At 63.1% G+C, this 23,687-nt stretch carries 25 protein-coding genes; 11 read left to right on the top strand and 14 right to left on the bottom strand.

Translation table 11 applies throughout. The features are described 5' to 3' along the window. Positions 1–80 precede the first annotated feature (80 nt). The 4 genes from Q0P59_RS06590 (at position 81) to Q0P59_RS06575 (ending at position 2,276) form a co-directional block, all read left to right on the top strand. Complete coding sequence (locus tag Q0P59_RS06590; protein ID WP_295004827.1) at positions 81–482, top strand: flagellar basal body-associated FliL family protein; 402 nt, start codon at positions 81–83, stop codon at positions 480–482. Positions 483–498: 16 nt separating this feature from the next. Next, positions 499–1,290, top strand: a complete 792-nt coding sequence (locus tag Q0P59_RS06585) for an NAD-dependent deacylase (protein WP_295004825.1) — start codon at positions 499–501, stop codon at positions 1,288–1,290. Positions 1,291–1,439: 149 nt separating this feature from the next. Next, positions 1,440–1,994 (top strand): phasin family protein, encoded by a 555-nt coding sequence (locus Q0P59_RS06580; RefSeq protein ID WP_295004823.1) that lies wholly within the window; start codon positions 1,440–1,442, stop codon positions 1,992–1,994. Positions 1,995–2,096: 102 nt separating this feature from the next. Then, complete coding sequence (locus Q0P59_RS06575; protein ID WP_295004821.1) at positions 2,097–2,276, top strand: hypothetical protein; 180 nt, start codon at positions 2,097–2,099, stop codon at positions 2,274–2,276. Between the two features lie 47 nt (positions 2,277–2,323). Here Q0P59_RS06575 and parC read toward each other — a convergent pair whose 3' ends face one another. Together parC and Q0P59_RS06565 are read right to left on the bottom strand one after the other, a co-directional pair. Next, entirely contained in the window at positions 2,324–4,753 is a 2,430-nt protein-coding gene (gene parC, locus Q0P59_RS06570; RefSeq protein ID WP_295004819.1) for a DNA topoisomerase IV subunit A, read from the bottom strand. Positions 4,754–4,831: 78 nt separating this feature from the next. Continuing rightward, positions 4,832–5,329, bottom strand: a complete 498-nt coding sequence (locus tag Q0P59_RS06565; protein ID WP_295004817.1) for a hypothetical protein — start codon at positions 5,327–5,329, stop codon at positions 4,832–4,834. Between the two features lie 232 nt (positions 5,330–5,561). Between Q0P59_RS06565 and Q0P59_RS06560 the strand changes: the two genes are divergently transcribed. Then, positions 5,562–5,933, top strand: a complete 372-nt coding sequence (locus Q0P59_RS06560) for a DUF3597 domain-containing protein (RefSeq protein WP_295004815.1) — start codon at positions 5,562–5,564, stop codon at positions 5,931–5,933. A gap of 103 nt (positions 5,934–6,036) precedes the next feature. Here Q0P59_RS06560 and Q0P59_RS06555 read toward each other — a convergent pair whose 3' ends face one another. From Q0P59_RS06555 to Q0P59_RS06535, 5 genes are all read right to left on the bottom strand, one after another. Beyond that, on the bottom strand, positions 6,037–6,405 hold the full coding sequence (locus Q0P59_RS06555) for a hypothetical protein (protein ID WP_295004813.1): 369 nt from the start codon (positions 6,403–6,405) through the stop codon (positions 6,037–6,039). 2 nt (positions 6,406–6,407) lie between these two features. Further along, positions 6,408–8,321: a radical SAM protein gene (locus Q0P59_RS06550; RefSeq protein ID WP_295004811.1), complete on the bottom strand. Its 1,914-nt coding sequence runs from the start codon at positions 8,319–8,321 to the stop codon at positions 6,408–6,410. A gap of 41 nt (positions 8,322–8,362) precedes the next feature. Beyond that, complete coding sequence (locus tag Q0P59_RS06545) at positions 8,363–9,397, bottom strand: patatin-like phospholipase family protein (protein ID WP_295004809.1); 1,035 nt, start codon at positions 9,395–9,397, stop codon at positions 8,363–8,365. 70 nt (positions 9,398–9,467) lie between these two features. Beyond that, on the bottom strand, positions 9,468–9,752 hold the full coding sequence (locus Q0P59_RS06540; protein ID WP_366090375.1) for a DUF1330 domain-containing protein: 285 nt from the start codon (positions 9,750–9,752) through the stop codon (positions 9,468–9,470). 2 nt (positions 9,753–9,754) lie between these two features. Beyond that, positions 9,755–10,210, bottom strand: coding sequence for a hypothetical protein (locus tag Q0P59_RS06535; RefSeq protein WP_295004805.1), 456 nt, complete (start codon positions 10,208–10,210; stop codon positions 9,755–9,757). 121 nt (positions 10,211–10,331) lie between these two features. On the opposite strand from Q0P59_RS06535, the gene Q0P59_RS06530 reads away from it, so the two are divergent. Then, positions 10,332–11,192, top strand: a complete 861-nt coding sequence (locus tag Q0P59_RS06530) for a type IV pili methyl-accepting chemotaxis transducer N-terminal domain-containing protein (RefSeq protein ID WP_295004803.1) — start codon at positions 10,332–10,334, stop codon at positions 11,190–11,192. Positions 11,193–11,257: 65 nt separating this feature from the next. Here the strand turns inward: Q0P59_RS06530 and argC are convergent, their stop codons facing one another. The 7 genes from argC to parE form a co-directional block, all read right to left on the bottom strand. Further along, on the bottom strand, positions 11,258–12,208 hold the full coding sequence (gene argC, locus Q0P59_RS06525; RefSeq protein WP_295004801.1) for an N-acetyl-gamma-glutamyl-phosphate reductase: 951 nt from the start codon (positions 12,206–12,208) through the stop codon (positions 11,258–11,260). 71 nt (positions 12,209–12,279) lie between these two features. Further along, a complete protein-coding gene (locus Q0P59_RS06520; RefSeq protein WP_295004799.1) occupies positions 12,280–13,167 on the bottom strand; it encodes a patatin-like phospholipase family protein in 888 nt (295 codons plus the stop codon). A 112-nt stretch (positions 13,168–13,279) separates the two neighbouring features. Beyond that, on the bottom strand, positions 13,280–14,458 hold the full coding sequence (locus Q0P59_RS06515) for a metallophosphoesterase (RefSeq protein WP_295004797.1): 1,179 nt from the start codon (positions 14,456–14,458) through the stop codon (positions 13,280–13,282). A 108-nt stretch (positions 14,459–14,566) separates the two neighbouring features. Further along, positions 14,567–14,950, bottom strand: a complete 384-nt coding sequence (locus Q0P59_RS06510) for a hypothetical protein (protein WP_295004795.1) — start codon at positions 14,948–14,950, stop codon at positions 14,567–14,569. 13 nt (positions 14,951–14,963) lie between these two features. Continuing rightward, positions 14,964–15,512, bottom strand: a complete 549-nt coding sequence (locus tag Q0P59_RS06505) for a sigma-70 family RNA polymerase sigma factor (RefSeq protein WP_295004793.1) — start codon at positions 15,510–15,512, stop codon at positions 14,964–14,966. Positions 15,513–15,785: 273 nt separating this feature from the next. After that, positions 15,786–16,295, bottom strand: coding sequence for a Spy/CpxP family protein refolding chaperone (locus Q0P59_RS06500; RefSeq protein WP_295004791.1), 510 nt, complete (start codon positions 16,293–16,295; stop codon positions 15,786–15,788). 113 nt (positions 16,296–16,408) lie between these two features. After that, positions 16,409–18,358, bottom strand: coding sequence for a DNA topoisomerase IV subunit B (gene parE, locus Q0P59_RS06495; protein WP_295004789.1), 1,950 nt, complete (start codon positions 18,356–18,358; stop codon positions 16,409–16,411). A 122-nt stretch (positions 18,359–18,480) separates the two neighbouring features. On the opposite strand from parE, the gene nfsB reads away from it, so the two are divergent. The 5 genes from nfsB to Q0P59_RS06470 all read left to right on the top strand — a co-directional run bounded on the left by nfsB (position 18,481) and on the right by Q0P59_RS06470 (position 23,561). After that, positions 18,481–19,083, top strand: a complete 603-nt coding sequence (nfsB, locus tag Q0P59_RS06490; protein WP_295004787.1) for an oxygen-insensitive NAD(P)H nitroreductase — start codon at positions 18,481–18,483, stop codon at positions 19,081–19,083. After that, entirely contained in the window at positions 19,041–19,643 is a 603-nt protein-coding gene (locus tag Q0P59_RS06485) for a tyrosine-type recombinase/integrase (RefSeq protein ID WP_366090382.1), read from the top strand. Before nfsB ends, Q0P59_RS06485 begins: the two co-directional genes overlap by 43 nt. 239 nt (positions 19,644–19,882) lie before the next feature. Then, positions 19,883–21,265: a hypothetical protein gene (locus tag Q0P59_RS06480; protein ID WP_295004785.1), complete on the top strand. Its 1,383-nt coding sequence runs from the start codon at positions 19,883–19,885 to the stop codon at positions 21,263–21,265. Next, positions 21,262–23,145, top strand: a complete 1,884-nt coding sequence (locus Q0P59_RS06475; RefSeq protein WP_295004783.1) for a tyrosine-type recombinase/integrase — start codon at positions 21,262–21,264, stop codon at positions 23,143–23,145. The genes Q0P59_RS06480 and Q0P59_RS06475 overlap by 4 nt, the downstream gene beginning before the upstream one ends. After that, complete coding sequence (locus Q0P59_RS06470; RefSeq protein ID WP_295004780.1) at positions 23,142–23,561, top strand: hypothetical protein; 420 nt, start codon at positions 23,142–23,144, stop codon at positions 23,559–23,561. The genes Q0P59_RS06475 and Q0P59_RS06470 overlap by 4 nt, the downstream gene beginning before the upstream one ends. Positions 23,562–23,687 lie beyond the last annotated feature (126 nt).

Genomic DNA, 23,687 nt, shown 5'->3' with positions numbered 1-23,687 from the left:
CCTGCCGGTAGCAATTTTCATGTGCAGGCGGTATAAACAGTGTTTCAAACCATGTCATTGATGGCGAGTTGAAGTCTTTCATGTTCATTACACATCGCGTTCGCAGAGCTTTCCTGGCGCTTGGCGTCATCATGCTGGCCATCCTGACCCCCGGCGCCGCATCGGCCAACGATCATGGCGGCGGTGGGGCGCCGGAGCCGATGGTGTTTACGATGAATGTCGGCACCAAGGCCTACGTGCAGTTCGGATTGATTTTCGAGACCGGCTCCCCGGAAGCGGCGCACGAACTGGTCACCTATCGGCCGAAGATCCAGCACGAAATCATCTTGCTGATGTCCGGCAAGGACGAGGCGCATCTGCGGACATTGGCCGGCAAGAAGGAACTGGTCGAGGAAATCATCGAACTGGCCAACCACATCATTCATGAAGACCAGAAGACGGGCGTCAAGGAAGTCCTGTTTACGAGATTCCTGATTCAGTGACCGGGTTGTCGGATCGATGAGTCACGCCCCCGATATCGACGCGGCCATCTCGGCCATTGCGCGACACCTCGAAGGCGCCAGGCGCGCCTTGTTCATCACCGGGGCGGGCATTTCCGCCGATTCCGGCCTGCCGACCTACCGCGGGGTGGGGGGGCTCTACGACAGCGAGGTCACCGACGAAGGGCTGCGCATCGAGGAGGCGCTGTCCGGCGAGGTGTTTTCCGTACGCCCGGATATCACCTGGAAATACCTGATCCAGATCGAGGAAAACTGTCGCGGCGCCCGGCCCAACGCGGCGCATCGGGCCATTGCCCGGCTCGAGCGCTACCTGGAGCGGGCGATGGTGTTCACCCAGAACGTCGACGGGCTGCATCGCGCCGCCGGCAGCACGGATATCGTCGAGATCCACGGCAACCTGCAGGAGCTGGCCTGCACGGCCTGCGAGCACGAGGAGGTGGCGGGCGACATGAGCCGGCGCGAGGTGCCGCCGCGCTGCCCGTCCTGCGGCGGTGTGCTGCGGCCCAAGGTTGTGCTGTTTGGCGAGGCCTTGCCCGAGGATGAACTCGACCGCTTCATCGATGCCTTCGAGGAGGGCTTCGACATCGTGTTCACCATCGGCACCTCGAGCATCTTTCCTTACATCGTCCAGCCGGTGCTCTTCGCCGTCGGCAACGGCATCCCGACGGTCGAGATCAACCCGGCGCGAACCCAGTTGAGCGACATGGTGGACTACTACCTGCCGCTCGGGGCCGCCGAGGCCATGACAAGGATATTGGGCGAACTGGGCCTGGATAGCGCGGGGCCTTGAAAGAAAACGGCTTTTCGGGTTTTGTTAAGAAATTGTTGCGCCGCACAAAATTGTTGACATTTGCTTTCTGCTGGTTAGAATTGAGTCATGCTGCAGTGCAACATAAATGACTGTGGCAACAAAATCACCCCAACCCCAGGAGAAGCGCCATGTTCACCAAACCCGAAGATTTCGCCAAGTCCGGCTTCAATTTCGCCCTGTTCTTTGCCAACACCACGTTCGACGGTATCGAGCGCCTGGCCCTGCTGAACCTGGCTGCCGCCCGTTCGGTTTTCGAAGCCACCCTGTCCAACGTGACCACCCTGCTGGGCGCCAAGGATGTCCAGTCCTTCGTTTCCATCCACAAGGAACTGTCCGCCCCGTCCCTGGAAAAGGGCATGGAGTATTCCCGCAACGTGATCGCCATCGCGTCCGAAACCAAGGACAAGATCGCCAAGGAAGTCGAATCGCAGGTTGCCGAAACGAACGCCAAGGTCTCCGGCCTGGTTGAAAAGGCGCTCGAATCCGCTCCGGCCGGCTCCGAAGTGGCCGTCGCTGCCGTCAAGACCGCGATCAAGACCGCCAACGAAGCCTACGAAGGCCTGAACAAGGCTGCCAAGCAGGCTGCCGAAGTTGCCGAAGCCAGCGTTGCCGCCGCCACCAGCGCCACCCTGAAGGCTGCCAACGTCGCTGCCCCGAAGGCTGCCGCCAAGAAGGCCGCCTAAGGGTCAGGAAGTCGCATGAAGCAGCCGGGCTTGCTCGCTGCTGCTCCCCCAAAAGCCCTTGGCAACGCCAGGGGCTTTTGCTTTCCCGGAAAGGATTTGTCCATGCCCCATAATCACGCCCATAGCAAGGCCGAAGCGATCCACGACGCGCTGGAAACCTTCGCCGCCGAGCATCATCACCAGCCCGATCCGCACGAAAAGGCGCGCCTCGTCTCCGATACCATCAAGGAATGGGAGCACGAGGAGGTCGATGTGATGCACGCCGAGACGAAAACCGCCTGATTCGCCCCGCCGGCGATAGCGACCAACCGAGGCTTGCGCCTCGGTTTTTATTTGCGCGCCGCCCTGACCGGCTTGCCCTTGCCGCCACGGTTGCCGCGGCAGGTTTCCAGGCGTTCGCCCTTGAGCTTGCCGGCGACGCCGTCGACGACCGGAACGATTTCCTCGAGTGCCGTCTTGCCGGGGTCGGCGTCGATCAGCTTGAGACCGCGCCCTTTGGCCAGCAGGCGGACTTCGTCGATGGCGAAGACCAGGGCGCGTCCATCCCGCGTGAGGCAGGCGATGTTGCCGGCCGCCGGGGCGGGCTGGAAGATGGCCGGGGCTTCGCCGTCGCCGAGGGTCAGGAAACCCTTGCCGGCCTTGCCGCGCGACAGGAAATCCTCGCCCTTGGCGCGGAAGCCGTAACCGCCGTCGCCGGCAACCAGGTAGAGCTTGTCGTTCGACACCGCCAGCGCCAGGCACAGCTTGCCGCCGTCCTGGAAATCGACCAGCGAGGTGGCCGGGACGCCGTCGCCCTTGCCGCCGGGGATGTCGGCCGCCGGGATGGAATAGGCGCGGCCGAGGTGGTCGAGGATGATCAGCGCATCGACGGTACGGCACGGGATGCAGGCGAGCAGGCTGTCGCCGGAACGGAAAGTAAGCTGCGTCGGGTCGATGTTGTGGCCGGAGCGCGAGCGCAGCCAGCCGTGCTTCGAGACGATCAGCGTGGTCGGCTCGTCGGGGATCGACAGGCTCTTGGTGTCGGACAGCGTGACCTTGGCGTCGGCTTCGATCAGCGTGCGGCGGTCGTCGCCGTATTTCTTGGCGTCAGCCTCTATTTCGGCGGCGACGCAGGCGCGCAGGGCTTCTTCGGAGTCGAGCAGCTTGTTCAGGCCGGCCGCTTCCTCGCGCAGTTTGGCCAGTTCCTCTCCGATCTTGATGCCTTCCAGGCGGGCCAACTGGCGCAGGCGGATTTCCAGGATGTCCTCGGCCTGGATGTCGGACAGCTTGAAGTGGGCGATCAGGTCGGCCTTGGGATCGTCCGATTCGCGGATGACCTTGATGACGCGGTCGATGTCGAGCAGGATGGCCTGCCGGCCTTCGAGGATGTGGATGCGCTTTTCGGCAGCCGTTAAACGATGCCGCGTGCGGCGCTCGACGGTGGTCAGCCGGAAGCGGCACCACTCGGCGATGATGGAATACAGCGAGGCCTGGCGTGGCGCGCCGGCAACGCCGAGCACGGTGAGGTTGATTGAGGCGTTGGTTTCCAGGCTGGTGTGGGCGAGCAGCAGGCGGACCAGGTCGTCCTGGCCCTGGCGTGACGAGGCCGGCTCGATGACCAGGCGGACGTCGTGCTCCTTGCCCGATTCGTCGCGCACGCCGGATTCCGAAATGGCGGACAGGAAGGCGGCCTTCAGGTTGAGCTGTTCAGGCGTGAACACCTTCTTGCCGGCTTTTTCCTTGGCCACCGGGTTGGAGCAGGATTCGATTTCCGACATCACGGTGGCGGTGGACACGCCCGGCGGCAGTTCGGTGATGACCAGACGCCACTGGCCGCGGGCCAGCGGTTCGATCTTCCACTTGGCGCGCACGCGCAGGCTGCCGCGGCCGCTGTGATAGGTGGCGGCGATTTCCTCGGCCGACGAGATGATCTGTGCGCCGCCCGGATAGTCGGGGCCGGGGATCATGGCCAGCACGTCATCTTCGCTGGTTTCCGGATTGCGGATCAGGCTGACGGCGGCATGCGCCACTTCGCGCAGGTTGTGTGCCGGGATTTCGGTGGCCATGCCGACCGCGATGCCGGAGGCGCCATTGAGCAGGCAGAAGGGCAGGCGGGCGGGGAGCAGGCAGGGCTCGTCATTGACGCCGTCGTAGTTCGGCTTCCAGTCCACCGTGCCTTCGTCGAGTTCGGACAGCAGCAGTTCGGCGATGGGCGTCAGGCGGGCTTCCGTGTAACGCATGGCGGCGGCGTTGTCGCCGTCGCGAGAGCCGAAGTTGCCCTGGCCGTCGACGATGGGGTAACGCAGGCTCCAGTCCTGCGCCATACGGACCATGGCGTCGTACACCGACGAATCGCCGTGCGGGTGATATTTACCGATCACGTCGCCGACGACGCGCGCCGATTTCACGTGCTTGGGGCTCTTGTACAGGCCCATGCGGTGCATGGCGTACAGGATGCGTCGCTGCACCGGCTTCTGGCCGTCGGCTACCGAGGGAAGGGCGCGGCCGGTGACGACGCTCATCGCGTATTCGAGATAGCGGCGGGCGGCGTAGTCGGCGGGCGGCGGAATGTCGTCGGCCGGGCCGCTGGCGGCCGGCGGCAGGGCGGGCGGCTCGTTGCCGGACAGGATGTCGTCCTCGCCGGTCGTTTCGCTCGGCGCGGCCAGCGGTTGATCCGTGGTGTCGGCAAGGGGGAGGGCGAGGGCTTCCGCCGTGGCGGATTGTTGTTCTTCGGCTTTCAGCTTGGCCTCGGGGGAAAAAAGGTCGAATTGGTCGTTCATCGCTGGCTTGAGGGTCGATTTCTGGTCGGGGGCGAATTTATCACGGCTGCCGGCTGTCGGCAGGGATTGTCGCGTCGTTCAGTCGATGCATTTCGGCTGGTCGCCAAAATAGGTGCAATTGAAGAACTGGCGTTCCGGCTCCAGGCGGATCAGCTTCGCGGCAATGCTCTGCTCGTAGCGCCTGACCATCGCTTCGCCTCCATCGCCTGCCTGGAGGGCGGAAAACAGCAGGTTGATCAATTCGGCTTCCTTGGCGGTGTATTCCGCCTCGCTGACCCGCCGATTCGAATAGATCGTCCAAGCCTTTTGCAACTCGATGAATACCGGCTTGAAGTACGGCCGGCCGCAGGCGCCCCAATCGAGGAAGCCCAGCACGCGATAGTAGAACTCGCGGCTTATCTCGCCGGCGATCGCCCGCTTGCCATTCTTGCGGTTCCAGTCGGCGATCTGCTCGGAGCAATTGGCGTTGCTGTCGATGTACGACGTAAGAATCCGGAGCGGCGCATCGCTGAGGGCAAAAGCGGGGGCCGGAAGGGCAAGGAATGCGGCCAGCAGGAGCGTCGGAAGCGGGTTCAAGGCAGAGGGGCGTGTGCGGATGGGCGCGTGAGGCGGCTGACTGTAGCGCAGAGCGCCAGTGCTGGCTAGCCGGGGAGTTGTTCGGCAAGGGCGGGCGAGGCGCCGGGTAACGGAATTTCGCATGTTTTGTAAAAATCGCTTAAAGAATATTCACACTCTCGGCAACATGGGCCGGCTACCATCGATATTCATTCATCGTGTCGCCGCGCGACATTCACCGACAGGAGTCGATATGGGAATCTTCAGTAGCATTCTGGCAAAGCTGGGTTTTGGTGGGGAAGATAAGGCGGCCGCCGTTGAGGCCGCGCCGGCAGGCGCAAGCCAGGCCGCTCCGGTGGCGATCAGCGTGGTCGATGTCATGGCGAAAATGGAGTCCCTGGCGGGCGCCCATCCCGAGAAGCTGAACTGGAAGGTGTCGATCGTGGATCTGCTCAAGCTGCTGGGCCTGGACAGCAGCCTGGCTTCCCGCAAGGAACTGGCCGGCGAGTTGGGCTGCCCGGCTGAGAAGATGAGCGATTCGGCGCAGATGAACATGTGGCTGCACAAGACCGTTCTGCAGAAACTGGCCGCCAATGGCGGCAACATTCCGGCCGAACTGCTGTAAAGCTCGCTTTTTCCGGGCAACCGGAGCCAGGGAAAGACCCGCTCGCTGCGGGTCTTTTTTTCGGGCGGCCATCCAGGCACCGCCGGGAGCGGCAGCAGGGCGCTCAGCTGGCCGGATCGCCAGCGAGCAGCTGTTCGCATTCGGCGAGGATGGTCTGGGCGAATTCCGAATGGTAGTTGGGGTCGAGGGCTTCCGTCATTTCGTGCGCGGCGAACAGCCCGGCTTCGCGCGACAGGCCGCCGGCGATCTGGCGGGCCAGCTGGTCGCTGAGTGCGGAAATGCCGCGGCGCTCGGCGAGTGCCAGCGTATTTTTCGAGCGCGCCAGCCAGTCGGCGGCCAGCGTGGCGCCCTGGGCATCGGTCAGCCATTGGCCGTGTTCGTAGTAATCGCTCAGGCGTTGAGCGGTCAGCGCGAACATCAGGGCGATGCGCAGGCCGCGCGGGCTGGGCGGGGTGTCGTCGCGAGTGCGCATGCCTAGCCGGCGTAGCCGCCGAGCGCCCTGGCAATGAAATGCCGGCTGACGCGCGGTTTGGGTGTGCGTTCGTCGAACCAGCTGCGCACATCCTGGTCGAGGCAGATGCCGTGCATGTAGTTGTAGAGCGCCTTGTTCAGCGCCTTGCCGAGGCGGTCGTGGTCGACGCCGGTGGGGTCGATGAACTGCACGTCGTTTTTGGCGAACTTGCCCGGCGGCAGCGCCTGCAGCTTGATGCCGTATTCGGCCGGATTCCGGCCGACTGGCGAATGGACCGTACAGGCGAAGCGGTGGAAGAAGCCCGACTGGATGCAGTTGGCTTCGAACAGCTGGCGGACGTACTCGAGCGCGTCGACGGTGTCGTGCAAGGTCTGGGTCGGGAAGCCGTACATCAGGTAGGCGTGCACCAATACCCCGGCATCGGTGAAGGCGCGGGTGACGCGGGCGACCTGGTCGACCGAGACGCCCTTTTTCATCAGCGCCAGCAGGCGGTCGGAGGCGACCTCGAGGCCGCCCGAGACGGCGATGCAGCCGCTGTCGGCGAGTTGCAGGCAGAGCTCCGGGGTGAAGGACTTTTCGAAGCGGATGTTGCCCCACCAGGAAATCGACAGATTGCGCCGCTGCAGCTCTTCGGCCATGGCGCGCAAGCCCTTGGGCGGGGCGGCCTCGTCGACGAAATGGAAGCCGGTGTGGCCGGTCTCGTCGACGATGCGTTCGATGCGGTCGACCAGGGTCCTGGCGCTGGCCGCGTCGTAGCGGCCGATGTAGTCGAGGCTGACATCGCAGAAGCTGCATTTCTTCCAGTAGCAGCCGTGGGCGACGGTGAGCTTGTTCCAGTGACCGTCCGACCACAGGCGGTGCATGGGGTTGAGCATGTCGAGCAGCGACAGGTAGCGGTCGAGCGGCAGGCCGTCCCAGGTCGGCGTGCCGACCTCTTCGAAGGGAATGTCCGGCTCCTGGCTGTTGTAGTAGCGCACGGCGCCGTCGACGCGGGCGAAGGTGCGCACCAGGTTGAGGCGCGGGCGCTTGCCGGCGAGGTGCTCGAACAGCGCGAGCAGGGGTTTTTCGCCGTCGTCCAGCGTGACGTAGTCGAAATGGTCGAAGACGCGCGGTTCGGCCAGTTCGCGCAGCTCGGTGTTGACGTAGCCGCCGCCGAGAACGGTGACGATGGCCGGGTAGCGCGCCTTGATGGCCCGGGCAATGCAGAAGGCGGCGTAGACCGTGCCGGGGAAGGGAACGGAGAGCAGCACGACGTCCGGTTGGCTGCGCGCGACGGTGTCCAGCGTCAGCTTTTCAAGCGTGGTGTCGACCAGGGTGGGCGGGGCGGCCAGGGCGGCCGCCAGCGGGTTGAAGCTGGCCTGGCTCTGGGCCAGCGTTTCGCCGTAGCGGACGAACTCGAAGCGGGTGTCGACGGCTTCGCGCAGGACGTCGGCCAGGTCGTTGAGGAACAGCGTGGCGAGGTGGCGGGCACGGTCCTGCACACCGAGCGCCCCGAAGGCCCAGGCCAGCGGGTCGCCGCTCCCGTCGTCGGCATAGTTGTCGAGTGCGGCGAAACGCGGTCCTTCGGGCAGGAAGGCGCGCGAGCAGATGCGGTGGGCGATCGAGCCGTCGCGCCCCTGCAGCAGCGCGATGGCCGGGCCGATGGCCGTCAGGTAGCGGTCGAACTGGTTGAGGAAGTGCTTCAGCGTCTTCGAGCGCTTTTTGGGATGGATCGCCTCGGCGGCGTCGCGAATCCCGGGCAGCCCTTGCTTCGAGAGCAGTTCGAGCACCAGGGCCAGCGCCAGGTCGGCCTGCTCGGCGTGAAAGCCGCGCTCGCGAAGGAATCCGGTCAGGTAGGCGGTGGCCGGGTAGGGGGTGTTCAACTGCGTCATCGGCGGGATGACGCTGAGAATGCGGGGGGAAGACGAAAGGCTCATGGCCGACAGTTTACCTGCCCGCGGCGCTTAATCCGTCGTGTTCAGTAAAACACCCGGGCCAGGTCGAGGGTCGATGCGCGGCCAAGATCGGGGGCCGACAGTTCCAGCCAGCGCCTGGCATGGTCACGACCCTGGTCGCGCAATTGCTCGAAGAAGGGCCGGTTGACGGCCAGCTTGCTGTCGGCGGGCAGGGCGCCGAGCACGTGGTCGGCACTGATGGCGTGGAAACGTACCGACGCCAGGCGGCGCTCAAGGCGTGCCTGCGGCAACAGCGCGAGCAGCCAGCCGGGCAGGCGACTCGGTTCGATGTGCTGGCGCATGTGGGCCAGCGTGCGCATTTCGCGTAGAAAGGTGGCGTTGAACGACAGTTCGCGCAGGCGGTCGCGGATTTTCTGGGCGGAATCGGGCGTTTCGGCGTAACGCAGCGGGGTGAGCAGGACGAGCAGCAGGTCGGAGGCCGAGCATTCCCAAAGCAGCGGAAAAACGGCCGGGTTGGCGCTGTAGCCGCCGTCCCAGTACGGTTCGCCGTCGATCATGACGCTACGGTGGATGGTCGGCAGACAGGCCGAGGCGAGCAGGGCGTCGGGTGTCAGTTCGTGGTTGTGGAAGATACGCAGCTGGCCGGAGTTGGCGTGGGTGGCGGCGATGAATAGCCGCACCGGGCTGGCGCGGCGCAGACGCTCGAAATCGAACTGCCCGGCAATGATGTCGCGCAACGGATTGAGGTCGAGCGGATTCAGCTGCTCCGGGGTCAGGTAGTCGGTCCACTTGAGCATCATCTTCAGGGCCTGCGGCACTTCCATGCCGGCATCGCCGGCCGCCGGGAAGGGAGATGAGTCGGCGACGGCCAGCCAGAAGCGTTCCAGCGCCTCGCGGGCGCCTGCCGGCCCGCCGACCATCAGGCCATGGGCGAGGCACAGCGCGTTCATCGCGCCGGCGCTGGTTCCGCTGACGCCGTCGAAGCGAAAGCGCCCGTCCTCCAGCAGCGCGTCGAGCACGCCCCAGGTAAAGGCGCCATGCGCGCCGCCGCCCTGCAGGGCCAGGCTAACGGGAGGGGGTAGTGTATGGTCCGGCATCGTTTGGCCTCGTGGCGGTTGGCTCGGCCCCGGCATCATGCCATCAACGGATGACGGGGCGAGGTCTGCTTCAGGTTTCCGAAAAACTGACCAGATCGAGATCCGCCGCTTCCTGGCGCAGCGGGATCAGCGCCTGGTAGGCCGGGGAGTTGTACCAGCCATCGACAGCCTCCGGGGAGGGAAAGCGGATGACCACGGTATCGCTGTGCCGGTGCTCGCCGCCGAGTACGGCCAGCCGTTCGCCGCGAAAAACCAGCTCCGCCTGCCAGGGAGCCAGGGTGGCCGGCACCTGGGCGCGGTACTGGGCCCATTTGGCCGGGTCTTTGACGGTGATGTGTCCGATCACGAAAGGCATGCTCATTCCCATGTGCTGGCGGCATCGGCCAGCTTTTCGAGGAGTTGATGGTCGTTGATGCGCACGGCGATGCCGGTGCCGTGCGGTGCGACGGTGGCGGGGAAGGCCGGCGCCAGCCAGACGCCGCTCTCGACCACGGCGTTGGCGCCCATGCTGCGTGCTTTTTCGCCGAGCAGGGCCATCGCTTTGCGGGTACTGCCGAACCAGCGTGAATAGACTTCGATGCGGCCGATCACTTCGTAGTCGCCCTGGGCAGGCAGGCTGTTGAAGGTGACCAGCGTCCGGGTGTTGAGGGTGGTGGCGGTGGGGCCTTTGGTGCTGCTGGCCGGCCATGGGTTGCCGTAGGTTGCACTGCGGCTGTCGATCAGCACCGACTGGGCCGACGCGCTCGCCCCGCACAGCATCAGGGCCGTGGCAAGGCAAAGTGCAAAGGGGAATGCGGGCGGAGTGGTGGGCACCGGGGCTTCCAAGGAGGAGTTGCGGAGTGTCCCATGATAGGGGATGCGGGATGCATGTCAAAGCCGTGAAACATTGGGATGTTCCAATGCGCACCCCGCTAACCATTTACATTGTTTCAATATGCCCCAAGCTGGCTTCATCCGTTTTTCCGGTGCTCTTTTCCTGTCGTCGTCGTTGCTGCTCGCGGCGCCAGCCACCCATGCCATCGCCCAGCCGGTTGCCGCCGTGAAGCAGGCCGATGCGGCCGTGCTCGCTCAGGATATCGCCAGCGCCGGCAGGGTCCGCATGCAGTCGCAGCGGCTGGCCAAGCTTTACTTGCAGTCGGGGATCGGCCTGAATGGCGGGGCGGCGAGGCAGCAGATCGACCAGGGAATCGGCGATGTCGATGCGGAGTTCGCACGGCTGGCACGCCAGGCGCGCAAGTCCGGCATCCAGCGGACTTACGCGCGCAGCGAAGCCCTGTGGCAGGAAATGCGCGTGGCGCTGAAGAAGGCGCCGGATGCTGCATCGGCCGAGGGGGTCGGCCTGCTCGCCGACGAACTGATGACGCATGCCGGAAAGCTGGCCATGTTGATCGAAGGCGAGAGCGAAACGCCGGTCGGCCGACTGCTCGACCTTTCTTCGCGCCTCAACATGCTGTCGCAGCGCCTGGCGCGCCTTTACCTTCAGGCTTACGGCGGCAAGCATACGCAAGGTGTCGCGGTCGATATCGAGCAGGCGCGCAAGGAGTTCGCCAGCGGTTTGCAGGAACTGGATGCAGCGCGCGAGAACTCGCCCGCCAGCCGCGAAGCGATCGGCCTGGCCCGGAATCAGTGGATATTCTTCGAGAGCGCCATCGCCGAACTGGGGAAAGCCGATCGTCGCGAGGGCAAGTCGGCGCAGCACGTCGCCACCAGCAGCGAACGCATCGCCCAGGTGCTGGATCAGGCCAGCCTGCAATATGTGCGCGACTACGCCGACGGACTCCGCGGCAGCCGATAGGCGTCAGTACCGGCAAAAGAAAAGGGCGGCCGGTCGGCCGCCCTTTTTCGTCCGGGAAGACCGGCTCAAACCAGGCCGAGGCTTTCCTCGACGCCCAGGTGCACGTTCATGGCTTGCACCGCAGCACCGGAGGCGCCCTTGCCGAGGTTGTCGAGGCGGGCAATGATCATCATCCGCTCGTCGTTGCCGAAGACGGCGATGTCCACACGGTTGGTGTCGTTGTTGGCCTCGACGTTGTAGAAGCCACCGTCGGTGGTGGCGGCCAGATCGACCGGCAGCACGTTGATGAAGCGCTCGCCGGCGTAGTAGTCGGCGATGATCTTCTGCACGTCGGCCGGCGAAGCCGGGCGGGTGAATTGCTGCGGCTGCAGGTAGGCGCTGACGGCCAGGCCCTTGTAGAACGGCCCGACGATGGGCTGGAAGATCGGCGCCACGCTCAGGCCGGTATAGGCCTGCATTTCCGGCAGGTGCTTGTGGGCCAGGGCCAGCGCGTAGGGACGGGGTGCCTTGAGCTGGGTCGGGCTTTGGCTGGCCTTCTCGTAATCGGCGATCATGGACTTGCCGCCGCCGGAATAGCCGGTGATCGAGTTGGCGGCGACCTGCGTCGCGGCCGGCAGCAGGCCGGCTTCGACCAGCGGGCGCAGGGCGAGGATGAAGGCGGTGGCGTGGCAGCCCGGGTTGGCGATGCGCTTGGAGGCCTTGATCTTGGCGCGCTGCTCCTTGGCCAGCTCGGGCAGGCCGAAGGTCCACGCCGGGTTGACGCGGTGCGCGGTCGACGCGTCGATCACGCAGGTGTTCGGGTTATCGACCAGCGACACCGACTCCTTGGCCGCCTCGTCCGGCAGGCACAGGAAAGTCACGTCGGAGGCGTTGATCAGGCGCTTGCGCTCGGCCAGGTCCTTGCGCTTGTCGGCGTCGATCTTGAGGACTTCGACATCGCTGCGCTGGGCGAGGTATTCGTTGATCTGCAGGCCGGTGGTGCCTTCCTGGCCATCGACAAAGACTTTGTAGGTCATGGTGAATCCGCGGTTGGGTCTAAAGGATGAATTCTGGCAGAAATTCGTGACGCTTTGGGGACACGGCGCCGTCAGTGCGCCAGTTTCTGCTTGATGGCGGGCAGCGCGGCCTGGGCGGCGCGTTCGCCTTCGAGCATGGCGTCGTTGCGGGCGGTGAAGTCCCAGGACTTGACGTAGGGCAGCTTGGGACGGATGACGACATCGGCGCCGCGCAGCTCGTTGGCGGCGATGGCGCCGCCCATGATGGTGGTGGTTTGCCAGACGATGCCGGTCAGGCTGTCGGTCGGCTGGCCTTCGGGCCTGGCCGAGATGTCGACGGCGATGACGATGTCGGCCCCCATCTCGCGGGCGGCCTGCACCGGCACCGGGCTGGTCAGGCCGCCGTCCACGTAGCTGTGGCCGCGGAACTGCGTCGGCTGGAAAACGCCGGGCACGGCGGCCGAGGCGCGCACCGCCATGCCGGTATCGCCGGTGCGGAAGACGACGCGCTCGCCGCTGTTGAGGTCGGTGGCGACGGTGGCGAAGGGGCGGTTGAGCTTCTCGATCGGGCGCTTGTTGAGGTGCTGGTTGATGAATTCCTGCAGCGCCTCGCCCTTGAGCAGGCCGCGTCCGCCCAGGGTCCAGTCGGCGAACACCTTCTCGTCGAGCTGCTGGGCGATCTTCTGCATGGCGTAGGCATCGTAGCCGGCCGCGTAGAGCGAACCGACGACGGCGCCGGCGCTGGTGCCGACCACGTAGTCCGGGTAGATGCCATGCGATTCCAGCATCTTGATCACCCCGATATGGGCAAAGCCGCGTGCCGCGCCGCCGCCGAGGGCCAGGCCGATTTTCGGTTTGGCCGCCGGAGCCGGCTGGGCCTGCGGTTTGCCACCCAGGCTGGCGCAGCCCGCCAGCATCAGCAGGCCGCCAATCAGCGCGGCAAAGGGCAGGGAGCGTTTCCAGAAGGGGCGAATAGACACGATGAACCCGGGCAAATGGCGAAAGGCGCCATTCTAGCGCCTGCCGCCGGATGCCTGCGAGATCGGATGGTGACGGATCGTATCTGTGTTGCGTGCTTGTGTACCCCGGGGTTCAGCTGGCGGCGACCAGGCGCAGCACTGTGATTTCCGACGGCGCGCCGAAGCGCTTGGGCGGCCCCCAGTAGCCGGTGCCGCGGCTGGTATAGACCGCCAGCCGGCCGAGCCGGTGCAGGCCGGCGGTAAATGGTTGCTGCATGGGCACGAAGTGGTTCCAGGGCCAGAACTGGCCGCCGTGCGTGTGGCCGGACAGCTGCAGGTCGAAGCCGGCTGCTGCGGCGGCCGTTGCCGAACGCGGCTGGTGGGCGAGCAGGATGCGCGGCAGGTCGGGCGGGCTGCCGGCCAGGGCGGCGGCCGGGTCGCTGGCCTGGCCGGCATCGAAGGCGCCGGCGGAATAGTCGGTGACGCCGGCCAGCACGAAACGGGCGCCGCGATGCTCGATGACCACGTGCCGGTTGTGCAGGCCGCGCAATCCGATCCGCTCGAACTCGCGCATCCAGGCAGCGGCGCCGGAATAGTACTCGTGGTTGCCGGTCACCCAATAGCTGCCATGCCGGCTGCGCAGGCCGCCGAGCGGCGCGGTGTGCGGGCGCAGCTGCCGGACGTCGCCATCGACCACGTCGCCGGTGATGGCGACCAGGTCGGCATCGAGCCGATTGACCCGGTCGACGATGGCCTGCACGTAGTCCTGCTTGATGGTCGGCCCGACATGGATGTCGCTGAGCTGGACGATGGTGAATCCCGCCAGTTCCGGCGGCAAGTTGGCCAGCGGAATGTCGATCTCGACGATGCGCGCCACCTGCCGGGCGTTGATGTAGCCGACCAGCGTAAACAAGCAGGCCAGGCCAGGGACGGCTAGCGCCGTCGCTGCGCCCAGGGCGGGGGCAGCGGCGAAGAACAGCGCGAGATCGCGCAGTAGCGTCAACACCAGCAGCGACGAGAAAAATCCCATGGCCAGGCTGCCCGCCCATGCCAGCCGGTCGGCCAAGGCCTGGCGCTCGATCACGAAGCGGGCGAGCAGGCCGAGCGGCACGAGGCAGGTGGAGACGGCCAGGCCGCCGATGGCCAGCGCCCAGCCCGCGGCATCGGGATCGAGCGGCGGCAGCAGGCGCCAGCCGATGTAGGCATGGAGGGCGGCGATCAGCGGCAGGATGCGCCACAGCGCGCGGCGCAAATGGCCCGGCAGGGCCGGCGGGGCGCTCGAGGATCGAGGCAGGGCTTGGGGCATGGACATGGGTTTCGGTTCGTTGTGGGCGTACCGGCCGGGCCGGTCGCTGTTTTGGGGAGGCTGGCTCGCTCAGTCGCCGCCCGGTGGCAACCGGACGGCGGCAAGGGCTATGGCTCAGGTGTTTTCAGACGGCTTGTCAGCGGAGCCGGATGCAGCTTCGGTCTTGCCCGATGAGCAGCAGTCGCGCCAGCGGCTTCCGAAGCGCCCCTTGAGCTGCTGGCGTTCCTCGGGCGTCATGCCTTCCCAGCGGGCGCGGCGTTCGCGCCAGTGGCCGTGGCAGCCGCCGCGCAGCCCGCCGAAGAGTATCCGGCTGAGCGCCAGGACGCCGAGCGCCTGCCAGTAGCCGATGGGCGACACGCCGGAAAACAGATCGGGCAGCAGGCAGTTCCACAACTGCATGACGACCCAGGTGACGGCGGCGATGCCGGCCGCGACCATCGCGCCGATCTTGAGGCAGCGCGACACGCAGCCGGATTTGTCGGTGGAGCATTTCATCATGGTGATACCTCGTTCAGGATTGTTCGTCGTAAAGCGGCCGCAGGCGGTCGCGCAAATGGAGGACTGCCTGCCGTTTCCAGCCGAGCAGGGTATTCACGGGCGTGCCGCTGTCGGCGGCCATTTCCTTGAAGCTGCGCCCGTCCAGCTCGTGGGCGATGAAGGTGTCGCGCGGCCCCGGCGGCAACTCGTCGAGCGCCTCGGCGATGGCCTCCAGCCACAGGCGCCGCAGGTGCGCCGCCTCGGGGCCGCCGTCGTTGGCCGGCAGGGCGTTCTCCAGCCAGGGCGCAGTCTCGTCGTCGGCATCCGGCCCGGCGGTCGGCAAGGGCTCCTCGCGCCGCTTGCGAAAGCGGTCGACGATACGGTTGCGCGCCACCCGGAACAGCCAGGCGCCGACCTGCTCGATCGGCTCCGGCAGGCGCCAGGCCTCGACCAGCTCGAAGAAGACGTCCTGCAGGATGTCCTCAGCCTCACCCGGATCGGGCACCCGCCGACGGATGAAGCTCCCCAGCCGCCCGCTTTCGCGGGCAACGGTTTCGGTCAGGCGCCGGTTCTGTTCGGCCATGGGGATGGTCTTTGCGTAGGGCGGAGGAAAGGAAAGCGACGTATCCATGCCTGGGTAGACGAACGAGCGGCGCGGATATTGTGGGGTGGCACGAAAATAGTCGATATTGACGCGAGCTGTCTGCCCGGGGTTTCAGTTTGGCAATGGGCGACGGGCGGCGGTTCCAGCCGGACGCCGGAAACGAAAAGGCCGGCCATGCCTCGCGGCATGGCCGGCCGGTTCGATCGGCAGCGAATCAGGACCAGGGCCGGAACGCCCGCCCGATGTCGGGCATCAGTTCGCCGGCGGCGGGGTGGCCGGGCCTTGCGGGCCGGGACCGCGCATGCCGCCGCGTTGGCCGCGCTTGCCCATCTGGCCATGCTCGTCGAAAACCTTCTTCTGTTCAGGCGTCAGCTGGGCGTAGAAGTCCTTCATCGCGACCACGTGCTTGCCCATGGCGTCCTGATGCTGCTTTTGCATCTCCAGCATCTTTTCGGCACGTTCCGGCGCGGTCAGCTTGGCCATGTCGGCCGGGTCGGGGCGATTGGCTTTGCCGGCGAAAGGGTGGGATTCCTGGAACTTGCTCCACGCGCCTTCCTGTTGCGGTGTCAGCTTCAGCGCGTCGTGCAGGCGTTGCTGGTGCTGCTGCATGCGGTCGGCAAAGCGGCCGTCGGCAGCCCTGGCGCCCATCGGGCCATCACCCATGCAACCGCCGCGTTGGGCGAAGCTCGGGGCCGAGAGGGCGGCAACACCGGCGCCCAGTACCAGGGCGGCGACAAAACGCAGTTTTTTATTCTTCAACATGATGCACTCCTTGATCGTTTCCGGCGGAACATTCCGCTCTGGAAACCATTAAAGCGCAAACATGTAATCCAGCTATTTCCGCTACGGCTGAAAGTGTTGCAAGCTGTTTCCGCTCAGACGTCGGCCTCGACCATGCCGCCGTCCTTCTCCATCCAGGCCCGGCGGCCGGAGGCTTCGCCCTTGCCCATGAGCAGCGTGAAGGTGCGGTGCATCTGTTTGATGGTCTCGCGCTCGGCCTGGAAGGGCACGAGGCGGCGGGTATCCGGGCACAGCGTGGTTTCCCACAGCTGGTCGGGGTTCATTTCGCCGAGGCCCTTGAAGCGGGAGACCGAGATCTTGTTGTCGTTGACGCCTTCCTCGCGCAGCTTGTGCAGGGTCTGCTCCTTTTCGGCTTCGTCCAGGCAATAGACCTTGCGCGTATGGCCGCGCGCCTCGACATCGACGCGGAACAGCGGCGGCTGCGCGACGTGGATGTGGCCGCGCTCGACCAGGGCCGGGAAGTGCTTGAGGAACAGCGTGAACAGCAGCACCTGGATGTGAGAGCCATCGACGTCGGCATCGGACATGACGATGATGCGGCCGTAGCGCAGGCCGGAGACGTCGACGGTGTCGATCTGGTCGATGCCGTGCGGGTCGACGCCGACGGCGACCGAGATGTCATGCACTTCGTTGTTCTTGAACAGCTGGTCGCGATCGACTTCCCAGGTGTTGAGCACCTTGCCGCGCAGCGGCAGCACGGCCTGGGTTTCCTTGTCGCGGCCCTGCTTGGCGGAACCGCCGGCCGAGTCGCCCTCGACCAGGAAGATTTCGTTGCGCGAGATGTCGTCCGATTCGCAGTCGGTCAGCTTGCCGGGCAGGGTGGCGATGCCGGAAGACTTCTTCTTCTCGACCTTCTGCGTCGATTTCATGCGGTTCTGCGCCGCCTTGACCGCCAGTTCGGCGATCTTCTTGCCGAAATCGGCATGGCTGTTCAGCCACAGCTCGAAGGGGTCGCGCACCATCTGCGAAACCAGCTTGTAGGCGTCGCGGCTGGTCAGCTTTTCCTTGGTCTGGCCCTGGAACTGCGGGTCGAGCACCTTGGCCGAGAGTAGGTAGGTCATGCGGCCGCAGACGTCTTCCTGCGCCAGCTTGACCTTGGCCGGCAGGATGGCGTGGTGCTCGGCGAAGGCCTTCACCGCGTCGAAGACGCCGGCTTTCAGGCCGGCTTCATGCGTGCCGCCATCGAGCGTCGGAATCAGGTTGACGTAGCTCTCCGGCTTGCCACCGCCTTCCTCGAACCAGGCCAGCGCCCAGGTGGCGCCTTCGCCGACCGAGAAGCCGTTCTCCGTTTCGACGTATTTCTCGCCAACGAAAATCGGCGCCACCGGCGAGCCGACCATCATTTCGGCCAGGTAGTCGGCCATGCCGTTCTGGTAGCACCAGGTTTTTTTCTCCTGGCCCTCGATCTCCAGTTCGACCGTGACATTGGGCATCAGCACGGCCTTGGAGCGCAGCAGGTGCTCCAGCTGGCCGAGATTGACCTTGGGCGAATCGAAATACTTGGGGTCCGGCGAGATGCGCACCGTCGTGCCGGTCGTGCGCGGGCCGACCTCGCCGATGCGGGCCAGCGGCTCGACGACGAAACCGTCGCCGAAGGCGATGCGATGGACGCCGCCGCCGCGCTTGATCTCGACCTCCAGCCGGGTGGACAGCGCATTGGTCACCGACACGCCGACGCCGTGCAGGCCGCCCGAGAAGCGGTAGGCGTTGCCCGATTCCTTCTTGTTGAACTTGCCGCCGGCGTGCAGCTTGCAGAAGACCAGCTCGACCGCCGGCTTGCCTTCTTCCGGATGGATTTCGACCGGGATGCCGCGGCCGTTGTCGGAGACCTCGATGACGCCGTCGGCGCGGATGGCGACGGAAATCTTCTTGGCGTAGCCGGCCAGCGCCTCGTCGGCCGCGTTGTCGATGACTTCCTGCACGATGTGGGTCGGGCAGGTCGTCCGGGTGTACATCCCGGGACGTTCCTTGACGGGTTCGAGGTCCTTGAGGACGCGGATGGAAGAGGCTGAGTAGTCGGACATGCGTTTCGGAATCTTGGGTGATAATGGCGGTCGACCACCGAAGTGGCGCGGAGCGCGATTCTACCTGCCGCAGCGCCAGCCGTAATCCTCCAACACAGATATCGATAAAAAGGACGCCTCCCATGAACGTTGCCCACATCGCCACGACACGCCGCACCTGCAAGGCTTTCGACCCGGCCCGCAAGATTCCCGACAGCGTGCTGGGCGACCTGAAGACCGTGCTGCGCTTCGCGCCGTCGTCGGTGAACAGCCAGCCCTGGCACTTCGTCATCGCCGGCAGCGACGCCGGCAAGGAGACGCTGGCCGCGACGCTCGACGGCGCTTTGGCCTACAACGCCGGCAAGGTGCGTGCCGCCTCGCACGTCGTGGTCTTCTGCGCCCGTACCGCGCTCGACGCGGCGCACCTGGACGGCCTGCTCGCCCAGGAAGACGCCGATGGCCGCTTCGCCACGCCGGAGGCCAGGGCGGGGCAAGCCAACTCGCGCAATTTCTATGTCGGCCTGCATCGCGACCAGTTGAACGATGCCGACGCCTGGGCCGACCGCCAGATCTACATCGCCCTCGGCAACCTGATGCAGGCTGCCGCCGCGCTCGGCGTCGACGCCTGCCCGATGGAAGGCATCGATGTCCTGGCGCTGGACAAGGCGCTCGGCCTGCCGGAAACCCGACTCACCGTGCGGTCATTCACCTGGGTCTCTCGGCTGGCCTTAGAGCAGAGGAGCTAGCCTCCTTTCCGGCTCATTACGTTGTCGATTGCTCGAAATTGTCACCCAATCTCCGCTCGGTCCGAGTTCGACTTAATCCCAAAGAGATGGACATAAAGTACAACAAGGCCCGGACTGTGCGTGTCTCCGTGAGCTGTATGAACTTGTTGTGGCAATACCGAGAAACAACACGGGAAATGCTGCGCCTGCATTCATCAATGGATGACACCGCGCTCTTTCTAAACCGTTACGGCGTACGATTCACGGCAGATGGGTTCGGAAAGCCCTTGGAGCGACTCGGCCAACGGCTTGGTTTCCATGTCCACCCACACCTGCTAAGGCACACCTTTGCTACCCATACCTTGGCAGCATTGGAAGACCTGAAACGAGCAGGAAAATTGCGAGGCTCGCCGCTCATTCTATTGAAGGGGTTATTAGGCCACTCATCAATCACTCAGACTTCCAGATACCTGCATTTTATTGATGAGATAGAAGACGAATACGGGACCAAGTACCAAGCAGAAATTGATGCTATTGCATTGGCACTTCTCGATAAGCCGGAAAACAAAAAGGCGTCTTAATAATGGCTCGAAAGAAAGATTTTACGCAGGGAGGCAACCTCCCTATGCCAGTTATTGTTCTACCCGCCGTTGATACAAGACGGGAAGTCATCTGGGCTATCACTCTTTCGCTCCCCCATGGAATTGAGCGGGTCTACTCGTTCGAATCCCACGCTGGATTGGGTTATGACGAAATACTTTCCCTCTGCCTCCAATCAACGCGACAGCTAATTAAAGCTGGGCGACCAGAGCCGGATTCGATGAAAAGCACGATTGAATCTGGGCTCCGGAACTGGCTTCTGTTCTGCCAGGAACAAGTAACGGTCAGTGGTAAAGAGGTTACTGCTGCTTCAATTGATAAGCGGTTCGTGGAGGCATTCGTCGGTTGGCTGAGGCTGCGTTTGAAACCCAATGGAGATAAATGGTCGCTGAATACCGCTAGAACGACTTATTCGAAGATGAAGGTCATCCTCGAGGATTTAAGTGTCCGCAAGCTTCTCCCCCCTCCAGAACAATTGTTTCCGGTGAATCCCTTTCCCCGGGCTACTGCCCTAGAAAACCGACGGGGATACATCCAACCTCTCTCTGACGGGGAGCGTGAAGCCATCATCAAGGCGCTTGCACCTGAAATCGGCGAAATCTTTGATGGAACCCATCCTGGAAGCTTCAGAGTTCAGCTTTGTCTGTGTGCGTTCGCAATCCTCCTGAAGACTGGCCTGAATCCCACCCCGTTACTTGAAATTCCTAGGGACCTTTCGAAGGCATTCATTGACCATCCCAGGACGAATCGCAAGATACTCATTACTACCAAGCGTCGAGCCTCTAAAGACATCGCCACCCCCCTTGAGGCGACGGAATCCAGAGTGGTGTCCCTAGATGTCTACCGCATCTGCGAAAGACTTCGGGATAAGACGGCACATCTTGTGGCGCTAGCGGACGACCCGAACATTGCCCAGAGACTTTGGATTGTTGAAACCCAGGAGGGAGGCATTCGAGGCATAAGCGTCGAGGACTTGAGCCAAGTTTCGCAGTCGTTCACCGTGCGGCATGCTCTCCGTCGAGATGATGGTTCCCCACTGAAAATGACCAGCCAACTGTTCAGAAACACGAAGCTGAATCGTATCTGGCGGGCTTCAAGGGGTGACTTACTGGCGACGGCGCATTCGGCAGGGAACACCCCAGCCGTTGCAGAGCGTTATCTTGCAGTAACACCGGATATGCTCGAAGAGCATCGACTTGCAGGCGAAGTCTTGGTCGAAACACTGCTGGATGCTGCCGGCAAAACTATCTCTCACACTCCCGTAGCCGGTTGCCGGGACCCCTACCAGGGAGAGTTGGCGCCAAAGAATGGTAAGCCTTGCGTGGACTTCCTTTCATGCTTCCGCTGTAAGTCACAAGTCATTACTGGTGATGACCTATATCGACTGTTCAGCTTTTACTGGGCCATTTTGGGAGAGCGTGACCGCATAGGCAGTAAGATTTGGAAAAAAGTCTTTGCCTGGATACTGCGCATTATCGACCGCGACATTTCGCCCAGGTTTGACGCAGAACTGGTGGCCCGTGAAAAGGCGAGAGCAAGGCAAACTCCGCACCCTATGTGGCGCGTCCCTGAAGTAACTTTGGCCATTGGTTCTGTGCAATGAGCAAGAATTCTGCGACGACGATAAACATCCGAGCGTTGCCGACAGCCGTTCGCAACGCGTTCGTTATTACCTACTTGCCAGGGCCAGACGGCTCTAAACATACGGTCTCCAAGTACGGGGACATGATTTGGGACTTCCGCCCACTCTTTCCACATGCGGCGCGAGGAAAAGCCGACAAGTTTATTTTGTGGGAGCGCGCACCTGCCTCATGGAGGGCTTCGCTCAAAGGGGCTCTACATGCATTCATGATGTTTGCCCGGCCAGGGGGTATTAGTCTCGAACCGGCCACACTTCCCAAACGCTTCGTGACACTGAATGCTTTTGCAAAATGGTGCGATGCTCAAGGAATTGGCAACTTCGCCAGCGTCTCCCCATTCGATGTTGTTCGCTATATTGAGAAGCTGCGTTCGGAAGGAAACTATGACCGAACAATTGGGAATCACGTATCCCTTCTTCGGCGCGTTTACGAAATGCGCGAATACCTGAATGATTGCTTCTCGGCCCAGGCCGCCAGAGAGCTTTCCAGTAAAGCCCTTGGGCCGCTGTGGGAACCGGAAGCCGATGAGGCCCGACGCACCGAACTAATCCCTTTGCCTGAAGCAGCAGCCTTATTCTCTGCCTCCCTGAAGGTCCTGGAGGATGCAAGTCGGGTACTTGCCCTGAGGGATGCCTTGGAAGATGACTGGAATGCTCAGCAAGTGGAGGTCGGTAGGCAGCACTGGGGCGCGTCAGTAAAACATCCAGAGGTCAGGAAAGCTGGTTTCGAGGATGTCTATGCATTTGAATCCCGCCTAAATGACATCCGAACCGCCGCCTACATCGTGCTCGCTCAATCGACGGGATGCAGGGTCCACGAACTGGGAGATGCAAGAGTTGGCTGCGTCTATGACAAGGTTGAAGACGGAATCCGGTACTACTGGCTGAAGTCCTCCACTCGAAAAATTGGCGACGGCCCCGTTAAGTGGCTGGCTCCCGAAGTGGCCCAGCAGGCGGCAAAGATTCTTGAGTGGCACTCTGCGCCACTACGAAAAATAGTCTGTGAGCAGCTCAAGCTTAGCCAAGCTGCTTATTGTGCCTTACCTCCACATGATGAACGCCGTGCCGAATTGGCCTTGGAAATCCTCGAACTCGAAAGAAACGTTGACCGCCTTTTCCTGAGCCTTACCGCTGGTAATCAAGTTAGCTCGACTGCAACCTACGCACACAACAAGCAGTTGAATGCCTTTGCGAAAAGGATGGGAATCCAGTTAAGTTCTCGGCTGCACACCCACCGCTTCCGGAGAACGTATGCCGTAATCGTCGTCCGCCTAAACAAAGGGGTTCGTGTTGACCTGATTACGCTGCGCCACCATTTCAAGCATTCAAGTCTCCTGATGACCGAATGGTATGCTGGGCTTTCCGACGCAGACTTAGAATTGTTGGAATTGCTCGAAGAGGAAAATGACATTTTCGATATGGCCCTGGTCGAAGATTGGTTAGAACCTGGCGCCCGACTAGCTGGTGGCCTGGGCGCAAAAATCAAAGCCTACGCTGGCAAGCATCACGAGCCTATCGTCTTCAAATCCAGAAAGGAATTTCTTGAAGTCGTTCGTGACGGCATGAAAATCCGTGGTACTGGCCATAGTTGGTGCTTGGCAGAGAACGACGACTGTGGTGGCCAGGGATTATTCGAGGCCTTCCGCTGTGGCGATTGTGGCAACTCAGTTATTGACGAAAACCAACTCCCTATCTGGGAATGCATCCGTGCCCAGCAACTTGAACTATTGGAAATGGATGATATTGGCCCAGGAGGCAGAACCAAGGCGCTTGCCGCGTTAAAGCGGGCTGATGCGGTTCTGGATGGGCTGTTAGAACCTGAATCTGAGGAGGTCCCACAATGAGCCAATCTGACGAGACTCGAAAGCGCCTGTTTCTCGTCCTGAAACAGCTTCAGCGTGATGCCTCCAAGGCAGAAGTCGCCGGCTCCAAACCACCAAGAATTTCAATCAGCGCGGTGGCCAAAGCAGCTGGGGTAAGTCATACCCTCATCCATACAAAGTATCCCGATGTAGCTGAACGAATCCGGGCAGCGGTGGGGAGCACCCTGTTAATACAGCGCCAGAAAAAGCATACGGCTTTGGTTACTGCGAAGGGGCGTATCGCTGAACTACGAAAGGACTTGGAATCGTTGCGAGCGGAGAACCGTGGCTTAGCGAGTGAAAATTCCCGGCTTACATTACTCGTACTAAATCTTCAGTCTGAAATAATGGTGGCAAAGGCAAACGTACCCATCATTGGCCAAGGGTTGAAACCGTAACAGACGGTAATCGGCCAGAAGTTGCCGTTTAATGTTCCATTTGGCGAGGACAGCTTTGAAGCCCAATCCAGTCATGGCAAACCGTTGGGCAATTGCAGAATAGGTCAACTGCTTAATTTGGCGCTT

Source organism: uncultured Dechloromonas sp. (assembly GCF_945957265.1).
Taxonomy (GTDB): domain Bacteria; phylum Pseudomonadota; class Gammaproteobacteria; order Burkholderiales; family Rhodocyclaceae; genus Azonexus.
Note: the sequence above shows the minus strand (reverse complement) of the source record. Positions and strands in the feature narration are given on the sequence as shown.

Bases quoted from the DNA above. Each gene is read 5' to 3' on its own strand.
- Q0P59_RS06590 (WP_295004827.1), top strand. From the start codon at position 81: ATGTTCATTACACATCGCGTTCGCAGAGCTTTCCTGGCGCTTGGCGTC.
- Q0P59_RS06585 (WP_295004825.1), top strand. From the start codon at position 499: ATGAGTCACGCCCCCGATATCGACGCGGCCATCTCGGCCATTGCGCGA.
- Q0P59_RS06580 (WP_295004823.1), top strand. From the start codon at position 1,440: ATGTTCACCAAACCCGAAGATTTCGCCAAGTCCGGCTTCAATTTCGCC.
- Q0P59_RS06575 (WP_295004821.1), top strand. From the start codon at position 2,097: ATGCCCCATAATCACGCCCATAGCAAGGCCGAAGCGATCCACGACGCG.
- parC (WP_295004819.1), bottom strand. From the start codon at position 4,753: ATGAACGACCAATTCGACCTTTTTTCCCCCGAGGCCAAGCTGAAAGCC.
- Q0P59_RS06560 (WP_295004815.1), top strand. From the start codon at position 5,562: ATGGGAATCTTCAGTAGCATTCTGGCAAAGCTGGGTTTTGGTGGGGAA.
- Q0P59_RS06555 (WP_295004813.1), bottom strand. From the start codon at position 6,405: ATGCGCACTCGCGACGACACCCCGCCCAGCCCGCGCGGCCTGCGCATC.
- Q0P59_RS06550 (WP_295004811.1), bottom strand. From the start codon at position 8,321: ATGAGCCTTTCGTCTTCCCCCCGCATTCTCAGCGTCATCCCGCCGATG.
- Q0P59_RS06545 (WP_295004809.1), bottom strand. From the start codon at position 9,397: ATGCCGGACCATACACTACCCCCTCCCGTTAGCCTGGCCCTGCAGGGC.
- Q0P59_RS06540 (WP_366090375.1), bottom strand. From the start codon at position 9,752: ATGCCTTTCGTGATCGGACACATCACCGTCAAAGACCCGGCCAAATGG.
- Q0P59_RS06530 (WP_295004803.1), top strand. From the start codon at position 10,332: ATGCCCCAAGCTGGCTTCATCCGTTTTTCCGGTGCTCTTTTCCTGTCG.
- argC (WP_295004801.1), bottom strand. From the start codon at position 12,208: ATGACCTACAAAGTCTTTGTCGATGGCCAGGAAGGCACCACCGGCCTG.
- Q0P59_RS06515 (WP_295004797.1), bottom strand. From the start codon at position 14,458: ATGTCCATGCCCCAAGCCCTGCCTCGATCCTCGAGCGCCCCGCCGGCC.
- Q0P59_RS06510 (WP_295004795.1), bottom strand. From the start codon at position 14,950: ATGATGAAATGCTCCACCGACAAATCCGGCTGCGTGTCGCGCTGCCTC.
- Q0P59_RS06505 (WP_295004793.1), bottom strand. From the start codon at position 15,512: ATGGCCGAACAGAACCGGCGCCTGACCGAAACCGTTGCCCGCGAAAGC.
- Q0P59_RS06500 (WP_295004791.1), bottom strand. From the start codon at position 16,295: ATGTTGAAGAATAAAAAACTGCGTTTTGTCGCCGCCCTGGTACTGGGC.
- parE (WP_295004789.1), bottom strand. From the start codon at position 18,358: ATGTCCGACTACTCAGCCTCTTCCATCCGCGTCCTCAAGGACCTCGAA.
- nfsB (WP_295004787.1), top strand. From the start codon at position 18,481: ATGAACGTTGCCCACATCGCCACGACACGCCGCACCTGCAAGGCTTTC.
- Q0P59_RS06480 (WP_295004785.1), top strand. From the start codon at position 19,883: ATGAAAAGCACGATTGAATCTGGGCTCCGGAACTGGCTTCTGTTCTGC.
- Q0P59_RS06475 (WP_295004783.1), top strand. From the start codon at position 21,262: ATGAGCAAGAATTCTGCGACGACGATAAACATCCGAGCGTTGCCGACA.
- Q0P59_RS06470 (WP_295004780.1), top strand. From the start codon at position 23,142: ATGAGCCAATCTGACGAGACTCGAAAGCGCCTGTTTCTCGTCCTGAAA.